21 protein-coding genes are annotated in these 23176 nt (G+C 34.1%); 8 read left to right on the plus strand and 13 right to left on the minus strand.

The features are described from left to right. Positions 1-88: 88 nt before the first annotated feature. The 5 genes from yidD to AAC084_RS20545 all read left to right on the plus strand — a co-directional run bounded on the left by yidD (position 89) and on the right by AAC084_RS20545 (position 3674). Positions 89-310 (plus strand): membrane protein insertion efficiency factor YidD, encoded by a 222-nt coding sequence (gene yidD, locus AAC084_RS20525; protein WP_339652199.1) that lies wholly within the window; start codon positions 89-91, stop codon positions 308-310. Positions 311-430: 120 nt separating this feature from the next. After that, positions 431-1393 (plus strand): prolipoprotein diacylglyceryl transferase, encoded by a 963-nt coding sequence (gene lgt, locus AAC084_RS20530; RefSeq protein ID WP_339842167.1) that lies wholly within the window; start codon positions 431-433, stop codon positions 1391-1393. Further along, a complete protein-coding gene (locus AAC084_RS20535) occupies positions 1393-1887 on the plus strand; it encodes a DUF192 domain-containing protein (RefSeq protein ID WP_339842168.1) in 495 nt (164 codons plus the stop codon). Before lgt ends, AAC084_RS20535 begins: the two co-directional genes overlap by 1 nt. Positions 1888-1923: 36 nt before the next feature. Continuing rightward, complete coding sequence (locus AAC084_RS20540; RefSeq protein ID WP_339842169.1) at positions 1924-2445, plus strand: GNAT family N-acetyltransferase; 522 nt, start codon at positions 1924-1926, stop codon at positions 2443-2445. Then, entirely contained in the window at positions 2442-3674 is a 1233-nt protein-coding gene (locus AAC084_RS20545) for an ATP-binding cassette domain-containing protein (RefSeq protein WP_339842170.1), read from the plus strand. The genes AAC084_RS20540 and AAC084_RS20545 overlap by 4 nt, the downstream gene beginning before the upstream one ends. A 55-nt stretch (positions 3675-3729) precedes the next feature. Here the strand turns inward: AAC084_RS20545 and secDF are convergent, their stop codons facing one another. The 3 genes from secDF to AAC084_RS20560 form a co-directional block, all read right to left on the minus strand. Then, on the minus strand, positions 3730-6699 hold the full coding sequence (gene secDF, locus AAC084_RS20550) for a protein translocase subunit SecDF (protein WP_339842171.1): 2970 nt from the start codon (positions 6697-6699) through the stop codon (positions 3730-3732). Between the two features lie 112 nt (positions 6700-6811). Continuing rightward, positions 6812-7429, minus strand: a complete 618-nt coding sequence (locus tag AAC084_RS20555) for a hypothetical protein (RefSeq protein WP_339842172.1) — start codon at positions 7427-7429, stop codon at positions 6812-6814. A gap of 138 nt (positions 7430-7567) precedes the next feature. Next, positions 7568-8494: a malate dehydrogenase gene (locus AAC084_RS20560; RefSeq protein ID WP_339842173.1), complete on the minus strand. Its 927-nt coding sequence runs from the start codon at positions 8492-8494 to the stop codon at positions 7568-7570. A 290-nt stretch (positions 8495-8784) separates the two neighbouring features. Here AAC084_RS20560 and AAC084_RS20565 point away from each other — a divergent pair, with 290 nt between their 5' ends. Next, positions 8785-9162 carry a hypothetical protein gene (locus tag AAC084_RS20565; RefSeq protein ID WP_339842174.1) on the plus strand — a complete coding sequence of 126 codons (378 nt, stop codon included), beginning with the start codon at positions 8785-8787 and terminating at the stop codon, positions 9160-9162. Positions 9163-9427: 265 nt separating this feature from the next. Here AAC084_RS20565 and AAC084_RS20570 read toward each other — a convergent pair whose 3' ends face one another. Next, entirely contained in the window at positions 9428-10444 is a 1017-nt protein-coding gene (locus AAC084_RS20570) for a DUF6588 family protein (RefSeq protein ID WP_339842175.1), read from the minus strand. A 71-nt stretch (positions 10445-10515) separates the two neighbouring features. Next, complete coding sequence (gyrB, locus tag AAC084_RS20575; protein ID WP_339842176.1) at positions 10516-12456, minus strand: DNA topoisomerase (ATP-hydrolyzing) subunit B; 1941 nt, start codon at positions 12454-12456, stop codon at positions 10516-10518. A 419-nt stretch (positions 12457-12875) separates the two neighbouring features. On the opposite strand from gyrB, the gene AAC084_RS20580 reads away from it, so the two are divergent. Further along, positions 12876-13061 carry a CsbD family protein gene (locus AAC084_RS20580; protein WP_091622311.1) on the plus strand — a complete coding sequence of 62 codons (186 nt, stop codon included), beginning with the start codon at positions 12876-12878 and terminating at the stop codon, positions 13059-13061. Between the two features lie 77 nt (positions 13062-13138). On the opposite strand, the gene asnB is transcribed toward AAC084_RS20580, so the two are convergent. Then, positions 13139-14812: an asparagine synthase B gene (asnB, locus tag AAC084_RS20585; protein WP_339842177.1), complete on the minus strand. Its 1674-nt coding sequence runs from the start codon at positions 14810-14812 to the stop codon at positions 13139-13141. 246 nt (positions 14813-15058) lie between these two features. Between asnB and AAC084_RS20590 the strand changes: the two genes are divergently transcribed. After that, positions 15059-15598, plus strand: coding sequence for a DUF2911 domain-containing protein (locus tag AAC084_RS20590; protein ID WP_339842178.1), 540 nt, complete (start codon positions 15059-15061; stop codon positions 15596-15598). Between the two features lie 56 nt (positions 15599-15654). Here AAC084_RS20590 and AAC084_RS20595 read toward each other — a convergent pair whose 3' ends face one another. The 7 genes from AAC084_RS20595 to AAC084_RS20625 all read right to left on the minus strand — a co-directional run bounded on the left by AAC084_RS20595 (position 15655) and on the right by AAC084_RS20625 (position 23075). Further along, positions 15655-17229, minus strand: a complete 1575-nt coding sequence (locus AAC084_RS20595; protein ID WP_339842179.1) for an amidohydrolase — start codon at positions 17227-17229, stop codon at positions 15655-15657. 152 nt (positions 17230-17381) lie between these two features. Further along, positions 17382-17810 (minus strand): hypothetical protein, encoded by a 429-nt coding sequence (locus AAC084_RS20600; RefSeq protein WP_339842180.1) that lies wholly within the window; start codon positions 17808-17810, stop codon positions 17382-17384. A 78-nt stretch (positions 17811-17888) separates the two neighbouring features. Next, positions 17889-19706, minus strand: coding sequence for a DUF885 domain-containing protein (locus AAC084_RS20605; protein ID WP_339842181.1), 1818 nt, complete (start codon positions 19704-19706; stop codon positions 17889-17891). Positions 19707-19816: 110 nt separating this feature from the next. Continuing rightward, positions 19817-20578, minus strand: a complete 762-nt coding sequence (locus AAC084_RS20610) for an NYN domain-containing protein (RefSeq protein WP_339842182.1) — start codon at positions 20576-20578, stop codon at positions 19817-19819. 78 nt (positions 20579-20656) lie between these two features. Continuing rightward, positions 20657-21082, minus strand: a complete 426-nt coding sequence (locus AAC084_RS20615) for a response regulator (protein ID WP_339842183.1) — start codon at positions 21080-21082, stop codon at positions 20657-20659. A gap of 5 nt (positions 21083-21087) precedes the next feature. Further along, positions 21088-22590 (minus strand): ATP-binding protein, encoded by a 1503-nt coding sequence (locus AAC084_RS20620; protein WP_339842184.1) that lies wholly within the window; start codon positions 22588-22590, stop codon positions 21088-21090. 5 nt (positions 22591-22595) lie between these two features. Continuing rightward, a complete protein-coding gene (locus AAC084_RS20625) occupies positions 22596-23075 on the minus strand; it encodes a hypothetical protein (protein WP_339842185.1) in 480 nt (159 codons plus the stop codon). Positions 23076-23176: the final 101 nt, after the last annotated feature.

The following is a 23176-nucleotide window of genomic DNA, read 5'->3' on the forward strand; positions in this document are numbered from 1 at the left end:
TATTAAAAACATACGGACTTGTTCTTTATAGAGGGTTACCAGTTTTATAGTAAATTTGTAGTATTAATTTACTGTTTTGAACATTTCTATAAAAAAAATTCTGATTGCCCCTTTTGTACTGTTGGTTCGATTTTACCAATTGGCCATATCTCCCTACACACCTGCCACATGCAGGTACTCCCCTACTTGTTCTCAATACACTTTAGAAGCTTTAAAAAAACACGGTTTATTTAAAGGTGGATGGTTAGCCACTAAGCGCATATTCAGCTGTAACCCATGGGGTGGCAAAGGCTATGACCCCGTACCTTGAAACCGTAAATTCTTGTAACCTTAATCTATCTAAAAACGATTAATTTTTAACCCAACTCTGTATTACAAAATCGGTTTGTCTGTTTGCTATTTATTATCTTAGCCTTTCAAAATATAACACATGCATTTCTTGGGTATTACTTGGAATCCGAACGAAACACTTTTCAATATAGGATTCATACAAATTAAGTACTATAATTTACTTTGGATAACCGCCTTCGCTTTAGGTTGGTTTATTATGAAAAGAATTTTCGCCAATGAAAAAAAATCTATAGAACAATTAGATTCTCTTTTTATATATACCGTATTAGGAACCATGTTAGGTGCTAGGTTGGGTCATGTCATATTCTATGATTGGGCTTATTATTCAAACCATTTACTAGAAATTCTTTTACCTATTAGAGAAAGTGATTCAGGCAGTTTATTATTTGGGCTGATTAATGGATATGAATTTACTGGTTTCACAGGTTTAGCCAGTCACGGAGCAACTCTTGGTATTATTGTAGGCACGTACTTATATACGAGAAAATATCCAGAGTTCAGAATGCTATGGATATTTGATAGAATGGTTATTCCAGTTGCAATTGGTAGCTTCTGTGTTCGTTTAGGAAACTTTTTTAATTCTGAAATCAACGGTAAAATCGTAGATGAAAACTTCATATTCGCTACCAAATTTATTAGAGATACCGATGACCTTCACCCGTCAAAAGTTTTAGGTATCACTCAAGAGAAAACATTGAATGCCGCTTATACTGCTTTAGAGAATAATCCACAATTTTCTGAGTACTTGGCAGAAATACCATATCGCCACCCAGCCCAATTATATGAAGGAGTATGTTATATTTTAATATTCATTCTACTTTACTTTTTATATTGGAAAACCGATAAAAAGAACAAACCTGGTTACTTGTTCGGCCTATTTTTTGTGCTACTTTGGACAGTACGCTTTTTTGTGGAATTCGTAAAGAAAAGTCAAGGAGGGTTCGAAGAGTCTTTAGGTGTTTTATCAACAGGTCAATGGTTGAGCATTCCTTTTATTCTAATAGGATTATACTTCATGTTTAGAAAAACAAAAACTGCTTAATGATTAATTTTAAGTTTAAAAATTGGGTTTCAATACTAGTATTTTCTCTGGTCATAATTTCTTGTAAAGAAGAAGCCAAAAAAACCATATTAACACAACAGATAGAATTCTCTCATGAAGGTGATTTATCTATTTATGTAAATTCTACCGATAGCTTACGAACTAGGTTAAATATAGAATTTGCAGAAACTGATTACGAAACACAAACGGGATTAATGTATAGAAAGAGTATGGAAAAGAATCAGGGCATGCTTTTTATTTTTCCTGATGAAGCTGTGCATTCTTTTTACATGAAGAACACTGAGTTTGCCTTAGATATAATATATATTAAAGAGGACATGACCATTGCTAGCATGCAAGAAAATGCGCAACCTTTAAACGAATCAGGCTTATCGTCGCTCGTTCCTATAAAATATGTACTAGAAATTAATGGAGGTTTAGCAGAAGAGTGGGGAATTAGTATTGGCGATAACATTACTTTCAATAGAAACTAATCTAAATACGTTCTAGCATTTATTAAAAAGAATACGATGCCAGATTATCTATTGTTTAACAAAGAGTCAGAACGTCTTCTTTACAAGAAGTTGAACTCCACTGATTTTAATGATTGGCTTCCTTTTCACCAAGAACCTCTTAGCAGTCAATATTGGTCTGGTCTTTCCGGTAACCCAATTACGGCATGCGAAGAACAGTTTTCAAGAATTTTCGAACGTTATAATGAGAAATCTGGCGGTATGAACGCACTCTTTTGTAAGCAAACCAATAGACTCATTGGCCTTGCAGGTCTATTGGTACAAACCGTAGATGGTAAAGAAGAGTTAGAAATCGGCTATTCTATTCTACCTGAATACTGGCGACAGGGCTACGCCTTTGAAGCGGCTGAAAAATGTAAATTGGTAGCCTTTGAAAATAAATGGGCAGACAGTTTAATATCTATAATTCATGTAGATAACATTCCGTCAAAAAAAACAGCCTTAAAAAACGGATTGTATTTAGATTTTAGCACAACTTATAAAGAGAATCCTGTTCATATTTTTAGAATACATAAATGAATCATTGGGTAATTTACATAGACAACAACTCAAAGAAAAAAGAGTTCATCAAAGATTTTCAAAAAGGAAAAATCCCTATTGAACTTCAAGAATTCAACAATAAAGTGGGTAGATTATTCTCCCCATTCACATTAGAAAACCTTATTGATGAAGAAGATAAACATGATCAAAAAATAATTAGCTCAGAAGGTCAATCTTTAGAAACGATGTCTAGCGGAGAACAAAAGAAAGCATTGCTTTATTATTTGCTCAAAGAGAAACCAGACTATATCATATTAGACAATCCTTTTGATAATTTAGATACCTCTTTTCAAGAAGAATTAAAAATTATACTTCATGAAAGCTCAAAATCCATCTCATTTCTTCAAATAGCCAGTCGTAAATCTGATACTCTTTCTTTTACTACCAATTATGGCAGACTTAACAATACTACTTTTTCTGTAATTAACAACGTAATTATAGAAAGAAGTAATTCGACATATGCATTTAGTGACGTTAGCATCCCTAAACCATTAGAGACTTTCGAAAACTTTGACTCACCCTTAATAAAATTTAAAAATGTGAGTATTTCCTATGGAGATAAAAAGGTTTTAAATGATATCAGCTGGACTATCAATAAAAGTGATTTTTGGCAATTATCAGGAACAAATGGCAGCGGAAAATCCACTATTCTATCTATGATTATAGGAGATAATCCGAAAGCCTTTGGGCAAGAAATATATCTCTTTGGAAATAAGAAAGGAAGTGGCGAAAGTGTTTGGGATATTAAAAGGAAGGTAGGTTACTATTCACCTACCATGACGAATAAATTTAAAGGAAGACACTCCGTAGAGCATATGTTGATATCTGGACTAAACGACTCGGTAGGACTTTACACCATACCTACTGAAGTCCAAAAAAGGTTAATCAAACAATGGTTGCTGCTCTTAAATCTTCATGATATAAAAGATACCTATTTCAATACATTATCAACAGGTAAACAACGATTGGTAATGACAGCAAGGGCTATGGTTAAACATCCACCTTTACTAATCCTTGATGAGCCTACTACAGGAATGGATGATACTTCTGCAGCATTACTTGTCGCTTTGGTCAATAAGATTGCCAAAGAAACCAATACAGCTATTATTTTTGTGTCACACAGAAGAGAACCATATTTAGAACCTAAGACTGTTTACACCTTAGAAAAAACACCAACAGGATCAATTGGCCATAGCACTACCGCATAAAAAAATCGCTATCCTTTTGAGATAGCGATTTTTAGAATTGAGTTAGTTTACTTTTTTATTCTTCTTTACCAGAAGTAATCTTCTTACTTAATGCATCAAACATTACAGGAGTTGCAATAAATACAGATGAGTATGTACCTACAACCACACCAACGATCATTGCAAACATAAACCCTCTTAATGACTCTCCACCAAATATGAAGATAGCCAATAATACTACCAAGGTAGTTAAAGAAGTATTTAACGTTCTACTTAATGTACTGTTTATAGCATAGTTGATGTTAGTACCGCCTTTCCAGCCACGTTCTGCCAATGTCTCACGAATACGGTCAAACACAACCACGGTATCATTCAACGAGTACCCAATTACGGTAAGAATCGCTGCTATAAATGCTTGATCAATTTCCATGCTAAAAGGCATTAGTTTACCGAATATTGAGAATACACCAAGTACAATCAATACATCATGGAATACTGCAGTTACAGCACCCAATGAGAATTGCCATCTTCTAAATCTTAATAAGATATAAAGGAATACTACAAGCAATGAACCTAAAATTGCCAAGAATGCATTTTTCTGAATATCATCTGCAATTGTTGGTCCAACCTTAACCGATGCCATAATACCAACTGCTTCTTCATCTACACCTCCTAGTTTAAAAGCCTCTTTACTAAAACCATCTGGCAAGTACTTTTGAAGCGAAGTATATAGTTTATCTTGAATTTCAGTATCAACTTCAATACCTTCTACATCTACTTTATAAGGAGTTGTAATTTTTACTTGGTTAGACTCTCCGTATGTTTTCACATTTGTTCCACTACCAAATACAGTATTCAATTCTGATGTTATTTCAGAAGGATTAACAGGATGTTCAAAACGTACAGTATACGAACGTCCACCTATGAAATCTACACCTTTTTGTAAACCTGGGCCCGCCAATAATGAGAATAAACCAACTGCTATTAAAATTCCAGATATTACATAAGCTATCTTTCTTTTCTTTAAGAAGTCGACATTGATTCCTTTAAAAAGGTTTTTAGTAATACCCGTAGAGAAATCTAAACTTTTACCTTTTCCTCCAATATACCAGTCAATTAATAAACGAGTGATGAATATTGCGGTAAATAGAGATGTTATAATACCTATTAATAATGTAGTTGCGAAACCTTTTATTGGTCCTGAACCAAAAATGAACAAGATAATTGCAGTTAAACCAGTAGTAATGTTCGCGTCTAAAATAGAAGATAGTGCATTACCAAAACCGTCAGCTACAGCTTGACTTTTTCCTTTACCTTTTGCTAATTCTTCTTTAATACGCTCAAAGATCAGTACGTTGGCATCAACCGACATACCAAGAGTTAAAACGATACCAGCAATACCAGGTAATGTTAACACCGCATTTAAACTAGTTAAGACACCAAATATCAATAAGATGTTCAACATTAAAGCAATATCAGCAAATACACCTGCTTTACCATAATAAGCAATCATCCATAAAAGAACAATTACAAAAGCAATTAAGAATGACATAAAACCACTATCAATAGCTTCTTGACCTAATGAAGGACCAACAATTTCTGATTGAATAATTTCTGCAGAAGCAGGAAGTTTACCAGCTCTAAGAACATTCGAAATATCTTTTGTTTCGTTTACCGTAAAATTACCTGTGATTTCTGAACGACCACCTGAAATTGGACCAGAAGAAACACCTGGAGCTGTATATACCTTATTATCTAAAACAATTGCAATACCTGTTTGATTCGTATAAGCATCACCCGTTAATTTCTCCCATTCTTTAGCACCTTTAGTATTCATGGTCATAGAAACAGCAGGCTTACTGAACTGATCAAAATCAGCACGAGCATCACTAACCACATCACCACTAATTCTTGGCGTACCATCACGGTTAGATTTTAATGCATATAAATCGATTACTTCAACATCTTCAGAAGAAGGTCTCTCCCATACAAATTTCGTGAATTGAATATCAGCTGGTAATAACCTTCTAATTTCTGGCATTCTTAAGTAAGAACCAATAGTTGCCGTATCCTTAATTGCAGCACGAAACATTGCGTTACTTCCTGGGTTAGCAGGAATCAATAATTCGTATAATGGATTTACTTGAGTAGCTAAATCCAAAGAATCTGCAGATACATCAGATAATAAAGAATCTAATTCCGATTCTTCTTTAATTTGCTCAGGTCTTTCAACCTCAACAATATCCTTTAATTTTTCATTTGCTTGAATTAGGAATGTACTAAAGCTTGTATTGCTTTGCTTATATGTTTCCCAAAACTCTAATTGAGCAGTACTTGATAATAAATCTTGTGCACGAGCAATATCTCTAGCTCCTGGTAATTCAACCAAGATACGTCCAGAATTTCCCTCTCTTTGAATGTTTGGTTGTGTTACACCAAAACCATCTATACGCTCTCTTAATACTTCAAAAGCAGAAACGATAGATTCATCAATTTTTCTTCTGATGATAGGCTTAACCTCATCATCTGACATTTGAAAATTGATTTCATCACTAAGACCTTTATTAGCGAAAATATCTGGTGAAGCTAATTTAGCCTCTCCTTTAATATTATCGAAAGCTTCAAAAAACAAATCGATATACGTGTCATCACTACTTTTAGAAGCAACATCTGCGTCAGCCAAGGCTTTATTAAAAACTGGGCTTTTTGTATTGTTAGCCAAACCTTTAAGGATATCCTTAATAGATATCTGTAACGTAACGTTGATACCACCTTTAAGGTCTAAACCTTTATTTAGTTCTTTATTTTTGGCTTCATGATAATTGGTGTAACCCAAAATAGTGTTGGCACCAATAGAGTCTAAGTAGTTTGCAGCTACAATTTCTCTTTGTGCTACATAGCCATCTTCATCTTCCGATATACGGCTTGCAGCAAAGACATTCGCCTCTTTTTCTACTTTACTTGTTATGAAAGTATAGGATAGCTGGTAGATACTAACTAACCCAAATAATAAAGCAAAAAGCTTTATAAGTCCTTTGTTTTGCATTTTAATAATATATTTAGTTTATGTTGATTAAGATTCTGTAAAATTTAAACATCTAAAGCAATCTACTTTTATGCAAAGTAATTACGTTACTTATTGATATTTTTAATTGAAATTAGCTATTCCCAAAAGCAGAAGGTCCTGCCCTAACTTCTGGAATTGTTCGTGAAGAGTTATCTATTGCAATCGCAATATTTCTATTGATTTTAAAGGCTAAATTTACAATAGCATCCTGTTTAAAAACTATTGCACTAGTAAACTGTAGAATTATTGGATTAGAAAATCTTTTATAATCTTGCTTTTGAATTAAAACAAGATTTCCATTTAAATTCAATCCATTATCAGATTGCTGATGCAGGTCCGATACTGTTAGATTATACTTTTCAGGAAGCTGTTCTTTTGGGAAATCAAAAGGAATATCATCTTTATAAGTTAATGACAATTGATTTTCTTGAGAAAGAAATTCTTTAACGCTACTTGCATCAACTTCACTATAATAACGTATACTTACTTGTCTCCCGTCATTTTCTATGATTTCAATAGCATCAACTCCTAAGACTTTTAGTCTTTTGGTAATTGCTGTCAAAATTTCATCATGAGCGCTTTCCGAAGCTAATTCTACATCTGTAAATTTTAATAAAATTTGCTGATTAGAAGCTTTTGTTTGCTCTTGACTTAGCCCAAATAAGGCTAGAATAATAATTAAAGTACTTACGCACCATTTTGCACTCATGCGGCAAATATAAAAAGAAAGATTATACTAGGTAGTCTATTTTTTACAATATATATTCCTGAAGCCTATCTTCTTATAAAAAGAAAACCTTTATAGTTGAACTATAAAGGTTTTCTTTTATGCTTATGAGTATTTAAATTACAACTCTAAAAGTCCGTTGGTTTTAGTAACACCCTCAGCACTCTCTTTCATTTTAGCTTTTTCAGCATTACTTAATGGTATATCGATAATTCGCTCGATTCCATCTTTTCCTAAAATAACAGGAACACCGATACAAATATCTTTTAAACCGTATTCACCATCTAACATGGTAGAACATGGAAACATCTTTTTCTGATCACATGCTATTGCCTGAACCATGGAAGACACTGCAGCACCAGGAGCGTACCATGCACTTGTACCTAACAATTTCGTTAAAGTTGCACCACCAACTTTGGTATCGTCTGCAACTTGTTGTAATCTATCTTCTGATAAAAATTCAGAAACACGTATACTATTTCTTGTAGCATGAGAAGTTAATGGAACCATACCTGTATCACTATGACCACCTATCACCATACCATCGATATCTGAAATTGGAGCTTCCATAGCTTCTGCTAAACGGTATTTAAATCTTGCGCTATCTAAAGCACCACCCATACCTATAATTCTATTTTTAGGTATACCAGTAGTTTTATGCACTAAATACGTCATAGTATCCATAGGATTACTAACTACTATAATAATAACATTTGGTGAATGCTCTAAAAGATTGCTTGAAACCGTTTTTACAATACCTGCATTAATACCAATCAATTCTTCTCTTGTCATACCCGGTTTTCTTGGAATACCAGAAGTAATAACAGCAACGTGACTATTGGCAGTTTTAGAGTAATCATTTGTACTACCTGTTATCTTAGTATCAAAACCATTCAAAGATGCTGTTTGCATCAAGTCCATCGCTTTTCCTTCAGCATAACCTTCCTTAATGTCCAAAATAACTACCTCAGATGCGAAATCTTTAATGGCAATGTATTCTGCACAACTAGCACCTACTGCGCCTGCACCAACTACTGTAACTTTCATGTATATGTATTTTATGAATTATTATTTATAAAATGGGTTACCCACCTTATGTTTATTGAATTTCTAATCCAAAAATAGGTATTTATTGATAAAAACCCGTCTACAGCAACTCATTTAATTATTACCTCACGCCCTTAAAAATATCGATAAAATGCATGAGGTGTTAAAAATAAATGCGCTTCAACGAAGATATCGAAAATTAGTTACCATACATCGAATATTAATAATAACCAGAAGTTCGTCACGTTAATTACTGTGGATCCCAAATCCAAAAATAAATTAACCTACTTATGACTAAGAAGTTCCTCTCTTTGGTGGCCATATGTGCCATAGTTTTCCTAGCCAATTGTTCTAGGGTAGAACAGAACAATGATCCCATTATTGGGATATGGTCACAATCAAAAATCATTACTACAGAAAATTCATCTAAGCAAACCGTTCGTAGCGAATGGATATTCAATGATGTATACCTGGGAAGGTATCACGAAATTGACGGTACTACTATTACTTTAAAAACAGATTTCAATTGGTCCAAACAAGGCGACATATATACTATAGAGTATAGAGGTCTTGACGGCAAACCCAGCAATTATATAACCATTCAAAACTTAGAGGATGCTTCATTCCTTAAGAAAAAAGATGGTGCCACAATGGCATTCAGGGAATAAACGATTTTAACAGGGCCATGGGAAAAAGTCTGTCCGGAGTAATCTGGGCAGTCTTTTTTATTTACACCAATTTGATTTAAATTGATTCGGCTACACTTATTCTCTTCATGTAATGCGGTGTTCATAATCTTTACGTATAATTAAAAAAGCATAACACCACCACCCTAACAAAATAAAAGTCTGATAAGCTTGTTTACAAGCTTATCAGACTTTCTTTATTCTTATTCTATCCTCTAAAGAATAACCTATTATAAGTTAGCTTCATTTACCTAAATCCGAAATTAACACCAACCGTGGCCGTATTAAATTCACCTAAACTATATTCTGCATTTAATCTAAAGAACCCTAATTTAAGTTTGGTCCCTATTGTTCCCGTAACACCACTTACCTTTTTAGTAATAGTAAATGGATCCGTATATGTTTCTGAAGCAAAAGGACCACTAGTTACTCGATATGTTCCTAAAACATCGGTCACAGATTTACCAGAGATATAATTTACACCTCCATAAAAATTTATAATTGGTAGTTTAGTAGACACTACTCCACCAAATGCCCAACTATTTATCTTGGCTTCAATTCGTTGATTTTCACCTTCTATTAACTTAGCATTGCTTAAATCATAATCTCCAGAAATACTAGTATACCCTATTATAGCAGAAATGGCTACCGGTAAAATTTTATCTGCAGGCAATAATTTAGTAAAGTCGTGTTGTAAACCGAAACCAATTAAACCAATAGAAGCATCTTCATACTTCATTTTAGGAAGAAACCTTGCTTTAATTTCTGTTCCTTTTATAAGACCAACACTCCCCTGAACATAACCTGAAGGAACAAAATCTACACCCTCTCCTGACAATCCAGATGGCAAATCAAACGTTTCTCTAACCGTTAAACCAGCAACTTGACTTTCTACAAACACTTCCGTACCTTCTATATCTCCTAAAGCAGTTGAAACCTCTCTTGCCACACCAGGATTTTCTACAAAATCAAGATTTTGATAATCATTAGGGTCTAGGATAAATGTTTTTTTATTTGATTTATTTTTAAAACCAGTTATGTTACCAATAATTGAAATTTCAAACCCTCCTAAAGGTTTTGCATCCGCAGTATTATACCATCCCGTTGAAATACTGTAAACCACACTTTCTGAGAGTGGCTCCATATAAGAAGTGGTAAATCGCTCAGCGTCGTCAACACCTGCCGCAAGCACATTATTAAAATCTGCTTGAGCTGTTGCTACTATAGAACTAACAAGAAAAATACAAGTAAGTAAATTTTTCATTTTTAAAATTTTACCTAAAACTAAAAAACCTGCGCTGTAGGCGCAGGTTTTTGTTGTGTAAGTAGCAATTTCTATGTGTCAATGTTTGCATAAACAGCATTCTTCTCAATAAATTCTCGTCTTGGCGGAACCTCATCACCCATAAGCATAGAGAAAACACGATCTGTTTCTGTAGCGTTATCAATAACAATTTGCCTCAAAGTTCGGAATTCAGGATTCATTGTAGTATCCCACAATTGCGAAGCATTCATTTCCCCAAGACCTTTATACCGCTGAATACTAACTCCACCGCTATAAGTATCGGCAATTTCATCTCGCTCTTTATCACTCCAAGCGTATTGCTTTTTCTGACCCTTTTTCACCAAGTATAATGGCGGAGTCGCAATATAAACATGACCGCTTTCTACAAGCTCTCTCATGTAGCGGAAGAAAAATGTCAAAATAAGAGTTTCAATATGACTACCATCGACATCGGCATCACACATGATGACTACCTTGTGATATCTCAATTTAGAAAGATTCAAAGCCTTACTATCTTCTTCAGTACCTATAGTTACACCTAAAGCGGTGTACATATTTTTTATTTCTTCATTTTCAAAAACCTTGTGCTGCATGGCTTTTTCAACATTCAGAATTTTACCTCTTAATGGTAAAATAGCCTGAAAATTACGGTCACGACCCATTTTGGCCGTACCACCCGCCGAATCTCCCTCAACTAGAAAAATTTCGCATTTCTCAGGATCTTGCTCTGAACAATCTGATAGTTTACCTGGTAAACCACCACCGCTCATTACATTCTTACGTTGCACCATTTCACGGGCTTTAGAAGCCGCATGTCTTGCTTGCGCTGCAAGGATTACTTTTTGAACTATTATCTTGGCATCGTCTGGATGTTCTTCCAAATAATTGGTTAACATTTCAGAAACCGCCTGACTCACTGCCGCAGAAACCTCACGGTTACCTAATTTCGTCTTAGTCTGACCTTCGAACTGAGGTTCTTGAACTTTTACCGAAACAATAGCAGTTAATCCCTCACGGAAATCATCCCCTTGTATTTCAAACTTCAATTTATCTAACATACCAGAAGCATCGGCATATTTTTTTAGAGTAGAGGTAAGACCTCTTCTAAATCCTGATAAATGCGTACCACCTTCATGGGTATTAATATTGTTCACATAAGAATGTAAATTCTCAGTGTAACTTGTATTATAAATCATCGCTACTTCCACAGGAATATCGTTCTTCTCCCCTTCCATGGAAATGACATCTTTTATCAAAGACTCACGATTACTGTCTAAAAACTTAACAAATTCCTTAAGTCCTTCATCAGAGTAAAAAGTTTCATTTACATATTCACCTTTATCGTCTTTTTGACGCATATCGGTAATAGTAATTGTCACACCTTTATTTAAAAAAGAAAGCTCACGCATTCTATTTGCTAAAGTCTCATAACTATACTCAATAGTTTGGGTGAAAATAGTTTCATCTGGATGAAAGGTTACCATTGTACCTCTCTCCGTAGTTTCTCCTACTCGTTTTACCGGGTAAAGAGCCTTTCCCCTTGAATATTCTTGTTGCCAAACAACACCTTCTCTATAAACCGTAGCCGTTAAATGATCCGACAATGCATTAACACAAGATACCCCTACTCCGTGTAGACCACCAGAAACTTTATAAGAATCTTTATCGAACTTACCACCTGCTCCAATTTTGGTCATTACCACCTGTAATGCGGAGACACCTTCTTTTTTATGCAGGTCTACCGGAATACCCCTACCGTTATCTTTTGTGGTTATAGAGTTATCTTCATTAATAACAACACTGATTGTATCACAATGGCCGCCCATTGCTTCATCTATAGAGTTATCTACTACTTCATATACCAAATGGTGCAAACCACGCACCCCAACATCACCTATATACATGGATGGACGCATACGTACATGCTCCATACCCTCTAGGGCCTGAATACTATCTGCTGAATAATTTTTCTTATTTGCTTCTTCGCTCATAAAATTAAGGTTGTTTTACTTCAAATTTTGCAATCTTACAAATATACGGAATACCCCATGAAATATGGCGTTTCTAGTAATTGGGGTATAGCAAGTTATCAACAATGATTGTGGAAAATTAGACCTTGAATTCTATTTATTGAAAATGTTTCATTCAATTCTATTGTCAAATCTAGATTCTTGACGACAATTACTTTTATTAAAATGAGTAGAATTTTAAAATCGACTGTTGAGTGAGCTTGATTACAAAGATTTCAAAGCGTTAAACACACTTAAATTTTAAAATTATTTTAACAATAAACACTGAGAATTAACTGCATTAAAAGGATTGTGAACGCTATCCATAATATGGATTTAATATTAAGATTTCTTTTACATATCGATACTAACTTAGCTTTATAATCTTAAAATAAGTTATCATGAACGAAGAACAGTTTAAAGGAAAATGGAACATAGCAAAAGGTAAGCTTAAACAAAAATATGCTGACCTTACAGATGACGACCTTAAGTATGCTGAAGGTAAATCTGATGAACTATTAGGTAGAATACAAGAGAAGACAGGAGAGTCTAAAGAGAAATTAAAGAAAATGATAAACGATTTGTAGTCTATCTAATAAAAAAAGTAACCCCGTCTATTAAATAGACGGGGTTTTTACAATAGAAAAAATGACTAATTCAAACCCTATTGTTTTACGTATGCGTCACTATGTACGTTAGCAACTGCTCTACCAGAAGGATCGTTCATGTTTTTAAACGCCGCATCCCATTCTAAAGCTATCTGAGTACTACACGCTACAGAAGCTTCTTGCGGTACACACAAAGCAGCTGCATCTGATGGAAAATGTTCTTCAAATATGGAACGATAGTAAAATTCCTCTTTTGATGTCGGAGTTTGTAGTGGGAATCTAAATTTAGCATTGGCCAATTGTTCGTCACTTACTTCTTCGTTTACAACCACCTTTAATGTATCGATCCAACTATAACCCACCCCATCAGAGAATTGTTCTTTTTGTCTCCATGCTACACTTTCTGGCAACATTTCTTCAAAGGCTTTTCTAACAACCCATTTCTCCATACGCTCACCATTGATCATCTTATCTTGCGGGTTGATACGCATAGCTACATCTATAAACTCTTTATCTAAGAATGGCACTCTACCTTCTATACCCCAAGAAGCCAAGGATTTGTTTGCTCGCAAACAATCATACATATGAAGCTTGCTTAATTTACGAACCGTCTCTTCATGAAATTCTTTAGCATTAGGAGCCTTATGGAAATATAAATACCCACCGAACAACTCATCTGCACCTTCACCAGACAATACCATTTTAATACCCATCGACTTAATAACACGAGCCATTAAATACATTGGTGTAGACGCACGAATAGTTGTGATATCATACGTTTCTAAATTGTATACTACATCTTTAATAGCATCTAAACCTTCTTGAATAGTGAACTTTATTTCATGATGAACAGTCCCTATATGTTTAGCTACTTTTTCTGCCGCAGCCAAATCTGGTGAACCTTCTAGTCCTACAGAAAATGAATGCAACTGTGGATACCAAGCATCTGTAGTATCACCACTTTCAATACGCTTTTGTGCATATTTTTTAGCAATTGCAGAAGTTACCGAAGAATCTAATCCACCTGACAATAATACACCGTAAGGTACATCAGACATTAATTGGCGGTGCACTGCAGCTTCTAAAGCTTCTTTAATTTCTTGAATACTTGTCGCATTATCTTTTACGGCATCATACTCCATCCAATCTCTAGAATACCATCTCTTCAACTCTCCGTCAGAACTATGCAAGTAATGACCTGGAGGAAATAACTCAATTTTAGTACATATACCTTCTAAAGCTTTTAGCTCTGAAGCTACATAGAATGTACCGTTTTTATCCCAACCCATATATAATGGAATAATTCCCATATGGTCACGAGCAACAAAATATTCATCTTTCTCAGCGTCATAAATAGTGAAGCCAAAAATACCGTTCATTTCATCTAAAAAATCAACTCCTTTTTCTTGGTATAAAGCCAAAATAACTTCACAATCAGACTCTGTCTGAAAATCGTATTTACCTTCAAATTGCTTACGCAACTCTCTATGATTATATATTTCTCCATTGGCAGCCAATACCAATTTACCATTCGGACTTAATAATGGTTGTTTACCAGAAGCTGGATCTACAATTGCCAAACGCTCATGCGCTAAAATGGCTTTATCATTTGCATAGATACCGCTCCAATCTGGACCTCTATGTCTTATTTTCTTTGACATTTCTAAAAGTTGAGGCCTAAGTACTTCAGTACTTTCCTTAACATCAAATGCACATACTATTCCACACATAATCTAATTATTATATCAATTCGATATACAAATATCTATTTTTACTTTCAATTAGAAAACACTTATATCAAATATGATTACATATTATAACTATAATACTCATTTTTAATTAAATTTAAAATGAATTTTGATGAAAATATCCAAAGAACTTAGAAAAATGTAACCAACCAAAATTTAACTTCTTTTTATTAATTAGACTGTAAGGAACTGCTTAATTTTATGACCTAGTTAACCAAAACAATTATTATGAAAAAAATTATTACACGTGCTACATTAATGGTGGCCTTAGTTTTAACAACTGGGATATCAGCTCAAGAATTTTCAGGTATCGACAAAAGTCCTATGGATATGGCTGCCTACCCAACCGATTACAAAGTTTCTGAAAAATCAGTTCGTATCATATATGGTAGACCACAATTGAAGGGACGTTCTATGGATGAATTGGCTCCGACGGGTAAAGTTTGGAGAACAGGAGCAAATGAAGCTCCTGAAATTACATTTTATAAAGATGTGAAATTTGGCGGAAAAGATGTTAAAGCGGGTACCTATTCTTTATTTACCATACCTGGTGAAGAAGTATGGACTGTTATTTTAAATAAAAATTTAAACCAATGGGGTTCTTACTTTTATGATGAAGCTTCTGATGTTGCTCGTGTAACAGTCCCTAATGGTTCTGATGCCTCATCACTTGAAGAATTCTCTATTGCATTCAAAGATGTTGATGGTGTAGCACAATTAGTAATGGGTTGGGACAAAACAAGAGTTGCCGTTCCAATTACAATGTAATTTTATAAAAGAACACATATTAAAAACCTCGGTCTATGGACCGAGGTTTTTCTTTTTTAACGAACTACGCCATTCACAAATGTTTGCTCTGCACGTATATCTGGTATTTCCTCTAATGGAACAGTCATCATATCTTTATCGTAGATTACAAAATCTGCAAATTTACCAGGCTCTATACTTCCCTTTTCATCTTCTTCAAAATTCGAGTAGGCAGCCCATATTGTCATTCCCTTAAGCGTTTCTTCCCTAGTTAAAGCTTCTTCTATTTGAAAACCACTTTTAGGAAATCCACTAGTATCTTTGCGCGATACTGCCGCATAAAAAGTTAAAAACGGACTAACATCTTCTACAGGAAAATCAGTACCTAAAGCAACCATACCCGCCTTATTCAATAAAGTTTTATAGGCATAGGCCCCTTTTACTCTTTCTCCTAAACAATCCTCGGCCCAATACATATCGCTGGTAGCATGTGTTGGCTGAACTGAAGGAATAATACCATCTTCAAAATAATCAAAATCACCTTCTGTTAATATTTGTGCATGTTCAATTTTCCAACGTCTATCTTCGAGTCCATCTAATGCTTTTTTATAAGCTCTCAATACTGCAATATTTGCAGAATCACCAATGACATGTGTATTCATTTGATATTCTGAAAGAGCCAAACGGTTAGCGAGATTCTCAATTTCTGCCACTGGTGTTACCATCGCCCCAAAATGACCAGGTAAATCACTATAAGGTTCTTTTAATGCCGCACCTCTAGAACCTAAAGCCCCATCTCCATATACTTTTACCGAACGAACATTAAGCTGGTCTGTTTTAACAGGACCTTTGTTTATGAAGTGATCAACATCTTCTTTGTTATTACTCACCATAGCATAAACCCTTATTGATAACTCACCAGCCTGTTGTAAACTGTCGATAAGTTCAATGGTATTTCTATCTATACCTGCATCATTCACAGTTGTTAGCCCATGATTTAAACAAATACGCTCAGCATCTTTTAAGGCCTTTATCTTATCTTCTACTGTTGGCGCAGGCATTATATTATCAATAAGCTGCATAGGATTATCTATTAAAATCCCGGTAATACCAGAAAAACCGTCTTTCCATTTTTTTTCAATTTCACCCCTTTCTACTTTGGTACTCCAGTCTATACCGGCCATATCTAACGCTTTCTGATTTACCAAATAGGCATGACCATCAACACGCTCTAAAGCAACAGGTATATCTGGAAAAAGGACATCTAGTTCTTTTTTAGTAGGATATTCTTTAATTTCCCAATCATTTTGGTCCCAACCTCGACCCCTTAAAAATGTTTTCGGATTTGCAGCATGAAACTCCTTTACCTTCTCTAATACTTCTTCGAAACTAGTAGTTCCTACTAAATTCACCAATTGCTGAGTTAATCCTAATCCATAAAAATGACAATGAGCATCAATTAAGCCAGGGGTTATAGCTCTACCATCTGCATCAATAAGTTGATCGGAAGTATAGACATCACGAATTTCATCGGTTGTACCAACGGCGATAAACCTTCCATCTTGTACAGCAAAAGCTTCAGCCTTTGAAAACTCACCATTTACAGTATAAATGTTGGCATTGACAATAACTAGGTCGACCTTCTCTTTCATAAGTTCGCAACCTGATAATTAAACGAGTAGAATGGGTAGTAGTTTTTTCAAAACACAAAAAATTAGTTTAACAACAATCATTAAAGCATTAGCAACACGCTCACTTTAAATTATATTGAAAACTAAGTATTTTTTTGGTAAGATTTAAATCTTTAACGCCCAGGTAGTTGGCGTACGCCTAAAATTTGATTAGATCCATTATTAGAATAGCTCTCTCCCATGATTCGGTCTCCTTCTGCCATCAAGACAAATGAAACACGTTCTAGACCTGCAATATTCATATTAAAATTGATACGTCCATTCTGAACTATAACATCTTGACCTGTAAGTACTCCGGTAGGGTATGTAATGGTTACATCAAACGTAGTATCATTTTTAGAGATGAACAAAACACCTTTCTCATAAGGAGAATCAACATTAGACATGGTATATTTCCAAACTCCTAAGACGGCTTCTTTAGAAATCATCTTCTCTTGAAAAGTATCAATGGCACTAATAGATTTCTCTATATTAATTGGCGAAACCAAATACAATAATTGAATCAAAAAAATACCTTTTACTAAAATCTGAGTTATGTTCATTCGTAGCAGCATTAAACTATAAATCGTAAACGTGCATAATCTTTTAATATTTTATTGAATTGTCAGCATTTTACTACATTATTTATTTTGACTAGTGATCCACCTGTCTATTTTCTCCTCTAGCAATACCAATGGCAAACTCCCCGAATTCAAAATTTGACTATGAAATTCACGAATATCAAAATTAGCTCCAAGCATTTTTTCTGCTTTCGTGCGCAATTCCCTAATCTTTAATTGACCTAGTTTATAGGATAGCGCCTGACCCGGAGTGGCCATATAACGTTCTATCTCTGCTATGATACTTTCTTCTGACTCAGCTTCATTATCTAAAGAATACTGTATTGCCTCTTCTCTAGACCACCCTTTAGCGTGCAAACCTGTGTCAACCACTAAGCGAATAGCTCGGTGCATCTCCATACTCAACATTCCGAAATATTGATAAGGGTCGGTATACACTCCTAATTCTTTACCTAACGATTCTGCATAAAGCGCCCAACCTTCAACAAAAACACCCATACTTTCTGGGTGAAGAAATTCTGGTAGATTTTTGTTTTCTTGTTGTAATGATAATTGAAAATGATGCCCTGGTATGGCTTCATGTAAAAACAAAGCTTCATCATGTATTACATTATATGATTTTACATCGGGAATAGGAACATAGAAAATACCAGCTCTTGAACCATCTTTTGATCCTGGCACATATTCGGCACTTGCAGATGCTTCTCTAAAAGCTTCTGTTCGGCGTACATTGAATCCGGCTTTTGGTGTTAATGCAAATAAAGAATCAATACGTAATGCAATGCGGTCATTAATAGAATTGAAATTAGCAATTACCTCATCTGGTTTGGTAAAAGGCATTAATTCTTTCTTAGACCTAAGAGAATTAAAAAAGGATTTTAAATTACCCTTAAAGCCAATTTGATTTTTGACGATTTCCATTTCACCAGAAATACGCGCCACTTCAGACAAACCTAAAGCATGAATCTCATCAGCATTCATAGTTGTCGTCGTATGTAATTTTATTAAATACTGATACGTTTCTTTTCCATTAGGCAAATCTAATAATCCGCTTGTTTCTCTACATTCAGGTAAATATTCTTCAGTTAAAAATTGATTCAACTCTACATATTTAGGCGTCAATTTATCTCGAATAAAGAGCGTATAATTACTTTTTAATATCTCCATATCAACATCTGATATTCCATCAGGAAAATTCAATATTGGCTGATAGAAGAGATGTTCTTCTAGCGGAATATCAATAAACGATCTTACTTGTGGCAATATTTTTAAAGTCAGAACCTTCGGCAATACAACGCCCTTACTAACCCCCAATTTCATTTTAATGATAGAAGTATCTAAAAAAGTGATATAATCTTCTAATCTACTTAACCAATTATTATAATCTTCTATGGTTTTAAATGGCTGTACACTTGTACCACCTGCCAACTGGGCAACATACAAATGCAGTGATTGTATTTGAAAAAGAGACATTAATTCAAAACTAGGAAGGTCATAAATTGGTGACGCTACTGTAACTATCGGGTTCATAACACCTTCTAGTTTTACTGAACAATCCCACTTCATAACGCGTAAGCTCATCCAATCAGCCTCACTCACTTTAGTAGCATCGTACTTATTCAATTCATCTAAAAAGTAGGTATAACGGTCTTTTAAATGAAGAATATAATCATCTGAGATATAATCGGCTATGGTATCGTTGTATTCGGAATAACCTGCTTTTGTTGCTTCTATAGGGTTGATGCTCTTTTTAAACTCGTAAAATTCAGTAAATACCTCAGCAATAGGCCTATCTTCAGTAGACAAGTCTTTCTTCGAAGTTTCTTTACACGAATTAAAAATTAGAACAAATAATAATAAAAACAGGGTATGTTTCATGGTCTCAGAATTTGAATTGAAAAATACAAAAACTAATACAATGGATTATGTCAAATTTCAGACAAACTGAAAGTTAGAAACCTACCTAAATAATTTTTAAAATGGAGTTGTTACTTTTTACCCTTAGAAGTATTCTTCTCTTTAATTTTTACGTAAATAAGCTTCTTACGTCCTTTAGAATCTTCTCGTCGCTCAATTTCAAAATGGGGAATCGAATTAATTAATGGTGTCAATTTTTGAAACCCATAGTTTCGAGAGTCAAAATTTGGCTGTTTCTTTTGCAACAAGCTACCTACATCACCTAAAAATGCCCAACCATCATCATCGGCAACATCATCAATAGTTGTGGCTATAAAACGTAGGGCTTTTGGCGTAATCTTATCAACGGTATTCTTTTCAGTTGGGGTTTTACTAATAGAATCAGATGTTTCCTCTTCCGTTCTACTTTTAAGAATTTCGATATATATAAATTTGTCGCAAGCAACTATAAATGGGTTGGGCGTTTTACGCTCACCAATACCGAATACTTGCATACCTGCTTCTCGTAATCTTGTAGCTAAACGTGTAAAATCACTATCACTACTTACAATGCAGAATCCGTTTACCTTACCGGTATATAGAATATCCATTGCATCAATTATCATGGCTGAATCGGTAGCATTTTTACCTTGGGTATAACCATATTGTTGAATAGGTGTAATGGCATTTTCAAGCAATACATTTTTCCATTTTCCTAAACGGGGATTCGTCCAATCACCATAAATACGCTTAATTGTAGGGTTACCATATTTAGCAATTTCCTCCATCATTTCCTTTACGTAGGCAGATGGTATATTATCGCCATCAATCAGTACTGCTAAATTTAAATCCATATTAAGTATTTTATGTAAAGATAGGAGGTTTAACCATAAAAAAAGAAAGCCATAAAGTGCTTATTAAAAGGTGATATCCTATTTATAATCTGGAAAATAATCATCTATGACACCTTGCAAAATTTCTGCCGTTAAAGGTTTATTTCTAAAACCATTAATTGTTGAAATGGAATCAGACTTATTTTTGTCTTCAGGATTTAAGGATGTAGTCAGCATTACTAAAATAATATTACCCTTTTGTAACTCTTTCAGCTTTTCGTACTCCTCTAAAAACTCAAAACCATCCATTCCTGGCATATTAATGTCCAAAAATATAATATCTGGTCTTGGGTATTCTTCAATGTTGGTTTCTCTTAAATATTCTAAAGCATCATAACCACTTTCTACGACGACGACATTTTCTGTAATCTCCGCTTTGTCAATTACCCTTTTATGAATATAATTTGTAGCATAATCATCATCTATCAATAAAATACATTTCAATTTTTTTTTTAAAGCAATCATATAACTTAATTTTTAAGTGTGAAGTAAAATTTACTTCCCATTCCTAATTCTGATTCTACCCAAATTTTACCTCCATGCAAATCTACAATTTTTTGACAATGGGCTAGACCAATACCTGTACCTTCATATTTTTTTCTACTATAAATCCTTTTAAAAATTTTAAAGATTTTATCTTGATGATTTTTTGAAATACCTATTCCATTATCTTCTACACAAAATAATAATTCTGCATCGTTCACCGTCGAGGATATCTTAATTTTTGCAACTCTGTCTTTAACTCTAAATTTCATTGAATTGATTATTAAATTCAGAAATAACTGAATTAACTCACTCTTATAACCCATAAAATTTTCTGGAAGCTTTTTATACTCAAATTCGGTATCGGTCTCTATTATTTTTAAGCTTAAATCTTTTTTTAAGTTAGACAGTATTTCATTAAAATCAATTTTTTCTTTATTAGCATCCTTCCCTAGTCTACTATAATCCAATAATCCTTTAACCAAGTTCTGCATTCTACCAGTAGCCTCTAATATAAAATTAATGCTGTCTTTTCCTGTTTGGTCAAACTTGTCAAAATATTCATTTGAAAGTATTTCTGAAAAACTGGTTACCGTACGCAAAGGTTCTTGTAAATCATGTGAAGCAATAAAAGTAAATTGCTCGAGCTCTTTATTCTTAATTTCTAATCTTTGGGCATAGGCTATTCGTTCAATATTTAATCTTTTTAGTTCCGTTATGTCCGTCCAACTAAATCTACAATTGGTAATCTTACCTTCTTTACTCTTGACTGATGTCACATTTAAAATAACTTCAATTTTATCACCGGTCTTCGTCCGTAATTGAAGTTCAACATTTTTTATATGGCCCTCTGTTTTGAAATTCAATAATGACTTTTCGAAAACTTCAATACAACTCGAATGATATAACAATTCTACAGGCTGATCTAAAAGTTCTTCTTTTGAGTAACCTAATTTTTTACATAAGGTATCATTACATCGTAATATATGGTTATCATCAAAATCTACACTAGCATGCATTTCATTCGAATTCTCATAAAGATATTTATATGCCTTCTCACTTATCTCTAGCCCTTTACGGCTTTTATTCAATGCATTTGTGCGTTCCCAAACTTTATCTTCAAGTGACAACATCACTCTCTCCATACCAGCATAGCCACTTTTTGCAGCTGACACCAATGTAACACATATCCAAACTACTATTATGGATATGAATGTATTTAGGCCAACCAAACCACCTTGTGGGATTGATTCCGATTTATTAATCATCGCTAAAATGATTAAAACGGTACAGAAAAAACCAGTATAAATTGAAATATTTTTACCAGGCAATATCCAACTGTAAAGTATCACTAAACAATAAACCCCTCCTAAAGCAATACTTGGTGGTACTTGTATCTCTATGTAGTAAATAATTACCGCAATGAATATTGCTATTGCATAAAGAATAGTGTTTTTTATATATGTTGGAGTTGATTGTTGTCTAACCATCAAAACTATTGCGACAGCTGTCTTTTTAATCTTAAAATTTCATTGTTTTTTTCTTCTAATTCTACCATTAATCGAGATATCTCATTATCTGATGATACGGCTGGCGCCTTTGCATCTAACAATTTCGGTAAATCACGTATTAAGGCAAAAACGGTAGCAAAGCTAATAATGGCCGTTAAAAATTTAATCAATGCACTTAACCTATATGCAGGCCACCAAAAAATAATTGCATCTAAAATATGTGTCGCTCCACAAAAGATAATAAAAGCTGCAAAAAGCCAAAACACAGGTAAAAATGGCACCTTCGGTCTTTTTTGAACAAACCATACTATTACAACTGGAATAATAAAATAAGCCAACCATATCGCTATATCACTACCGATATATAACCAACCATGAAAATCACTCCACTTGCCACATACCCAACGAGGAGGCCAATCTGATGTTTCAAATAAATTTTGAAAAAATTCGAGCATTTCATTCATAATCGAAATTTATAAGTTCTTTTGCTTAGCAAAATTATATTTATATGTTGTGCCTGTTGCACAAGTCCTTGATAAAAATACTGTTTTTGCTTAACTTTAGT

This window comes from uncultured Maribacter sp. (assembly GCF_963977385.1).
Taxonomy (GTDB): domain Bacteria; phylum Bacteroidota; class Bacteroidia; order Flavobacteriales; family Flavobacteriaceae; genus Maribacter.

Bases quoted from the DNA above. Each gene is read 5' to 3' on its own strand.
- lgt (WP_339842167.1), top strand. From the start codon at position 431: ATGCATTTCTTGGGTATTACTTGGAATCCGAACGAAACACTTTTCAAT.
- AAC084_RS20535 (WP_339842168.1), top strand. From the start codon at position 1,393: ATGATTAATTTTAAGTTTAAAAATTGGGTTTCAATACTAGTATTTTCT.
- AAC084_RS20540 (WP_339842169.1), top strand. From the start codon at position 1,924: ATGCCAGATTATCTATTGTTTAACAAAGAGTCAGAACGTCTTCTTTAC.
- AAC084_RS20545 (WP_339842170.1), top strand. From the start codon at position 2,442: ATGAATCATTGGGTAATTTACATAGACAACAACTCAAAGAAAAAAGAG.
- secDF (WP_339842171.1), bottom strand. From the start codon at position 6,699: ATGCAAAACAAAGGACTTATAAAGCTTTTTGCTTTATTATTTGGGTTA.
- AAC084_RS20555 (WP_339842172.1), bottom strand. From the start codon at position 7,429: ATGAGTGCAAAATGGTGCGTAAGTACTTTAATTATTATTCTAGCCTTA.
- AAC084_RS20560 (WP_339842173.1), bottom strand. From the start codon at position 8,494: ATGAAAGTTACAGTAGTTGGTGCAGGCGCAGTAGGTGCTAGTTGTGCA.
- AAC084_RS20565 (WP_339842174.1), top strand. From the start codon at position 8,785: ATGACTAAGAAGTTCCTCTCTTTGGTGGCCATATGTGCCATAGTTTTC.
- AAC084_RS20570 (WP_339842175.1), bottom strand. From the start codon at position 10,444: ATGAAAAATTTACTTACTTGTATTTTTCTTGTTAGTTCTATAGTAGCA.
- gyrB (WP_339842176.1), bottom strand. From the start codon at position 12,456: ATGAGCGAAGAAGCAAATAAGAAAAATTATTCAGCAGATAGTATTCAG.
- AAC084_RS20580 (WP_091622311.1), top strand. From the start codon at position 12,876: ATGAACGAAGAACAGTTTAAAGGAAAATGGAACATAGCAAAAGGTAAG.
- asnB (WP_339842177.1), bottom strand. From the start codon at position 14,812: ATGTGTGGAATAGTATGTGCATTTGATGTTAAGGAAAGTACTGAAGTA.
- AAC084_RS20590 (WP_339842178.1), top strand. From the start codon at position 15,059: ATGAAAAAAATTATTACACGTGCTACATTAATGGTGGCCTTAGTTTTA.
- AAC084_RS20595 (WP_339842179.1), bottom strand. From the start codon at position 17,229: ATGAAAGAGAAGGTCGACCTAGTTATTGTCAATGCCAACATTTATACT.
- AAC084_RS20600 (WP_339842180.1), bottom strand. From the start codon at position 17,810: ATGAACATAACTCAGATTTTAGTAAAAGGTATTTTTTTGATTCAATTA.
- AAC084_RS20605 (WP_339842181.1), bottom strand. From the start codon at position 19,706: ATGAAACATACCCTGTTTTTATTATTATTTGTTCTAATTTTTAATTCG.
- AAC084_RS20610 (WP_339842182.1), bottom strand. From the start codon at position 20,578: ATGGATTTAAATTTAGCAGTACTGATTGATGGCGATAATATACCATCT.
- AAC084_RS20615 (WP_339842183.1), bottom strand. From the start codon at position 21,082: ATGATTGCTTTAAAAAAAAAATTGAAATGTATTTTATTGATAGATGAT.
- AAC084_RS20620 (WP_339842184.1), bottom strand. From the start codon at position 22,590: ATGGTTAGACAACAATCAACTCCAACATATATAAAAAACACTATTCTT.
- AAC084_RS20625 (WP_339842185.1), bottom strand. From the start codon at position 23,075: ATGAATGAAATGCTCGAATTTTTTCAAAATTTATTTGAAACATCAGAT.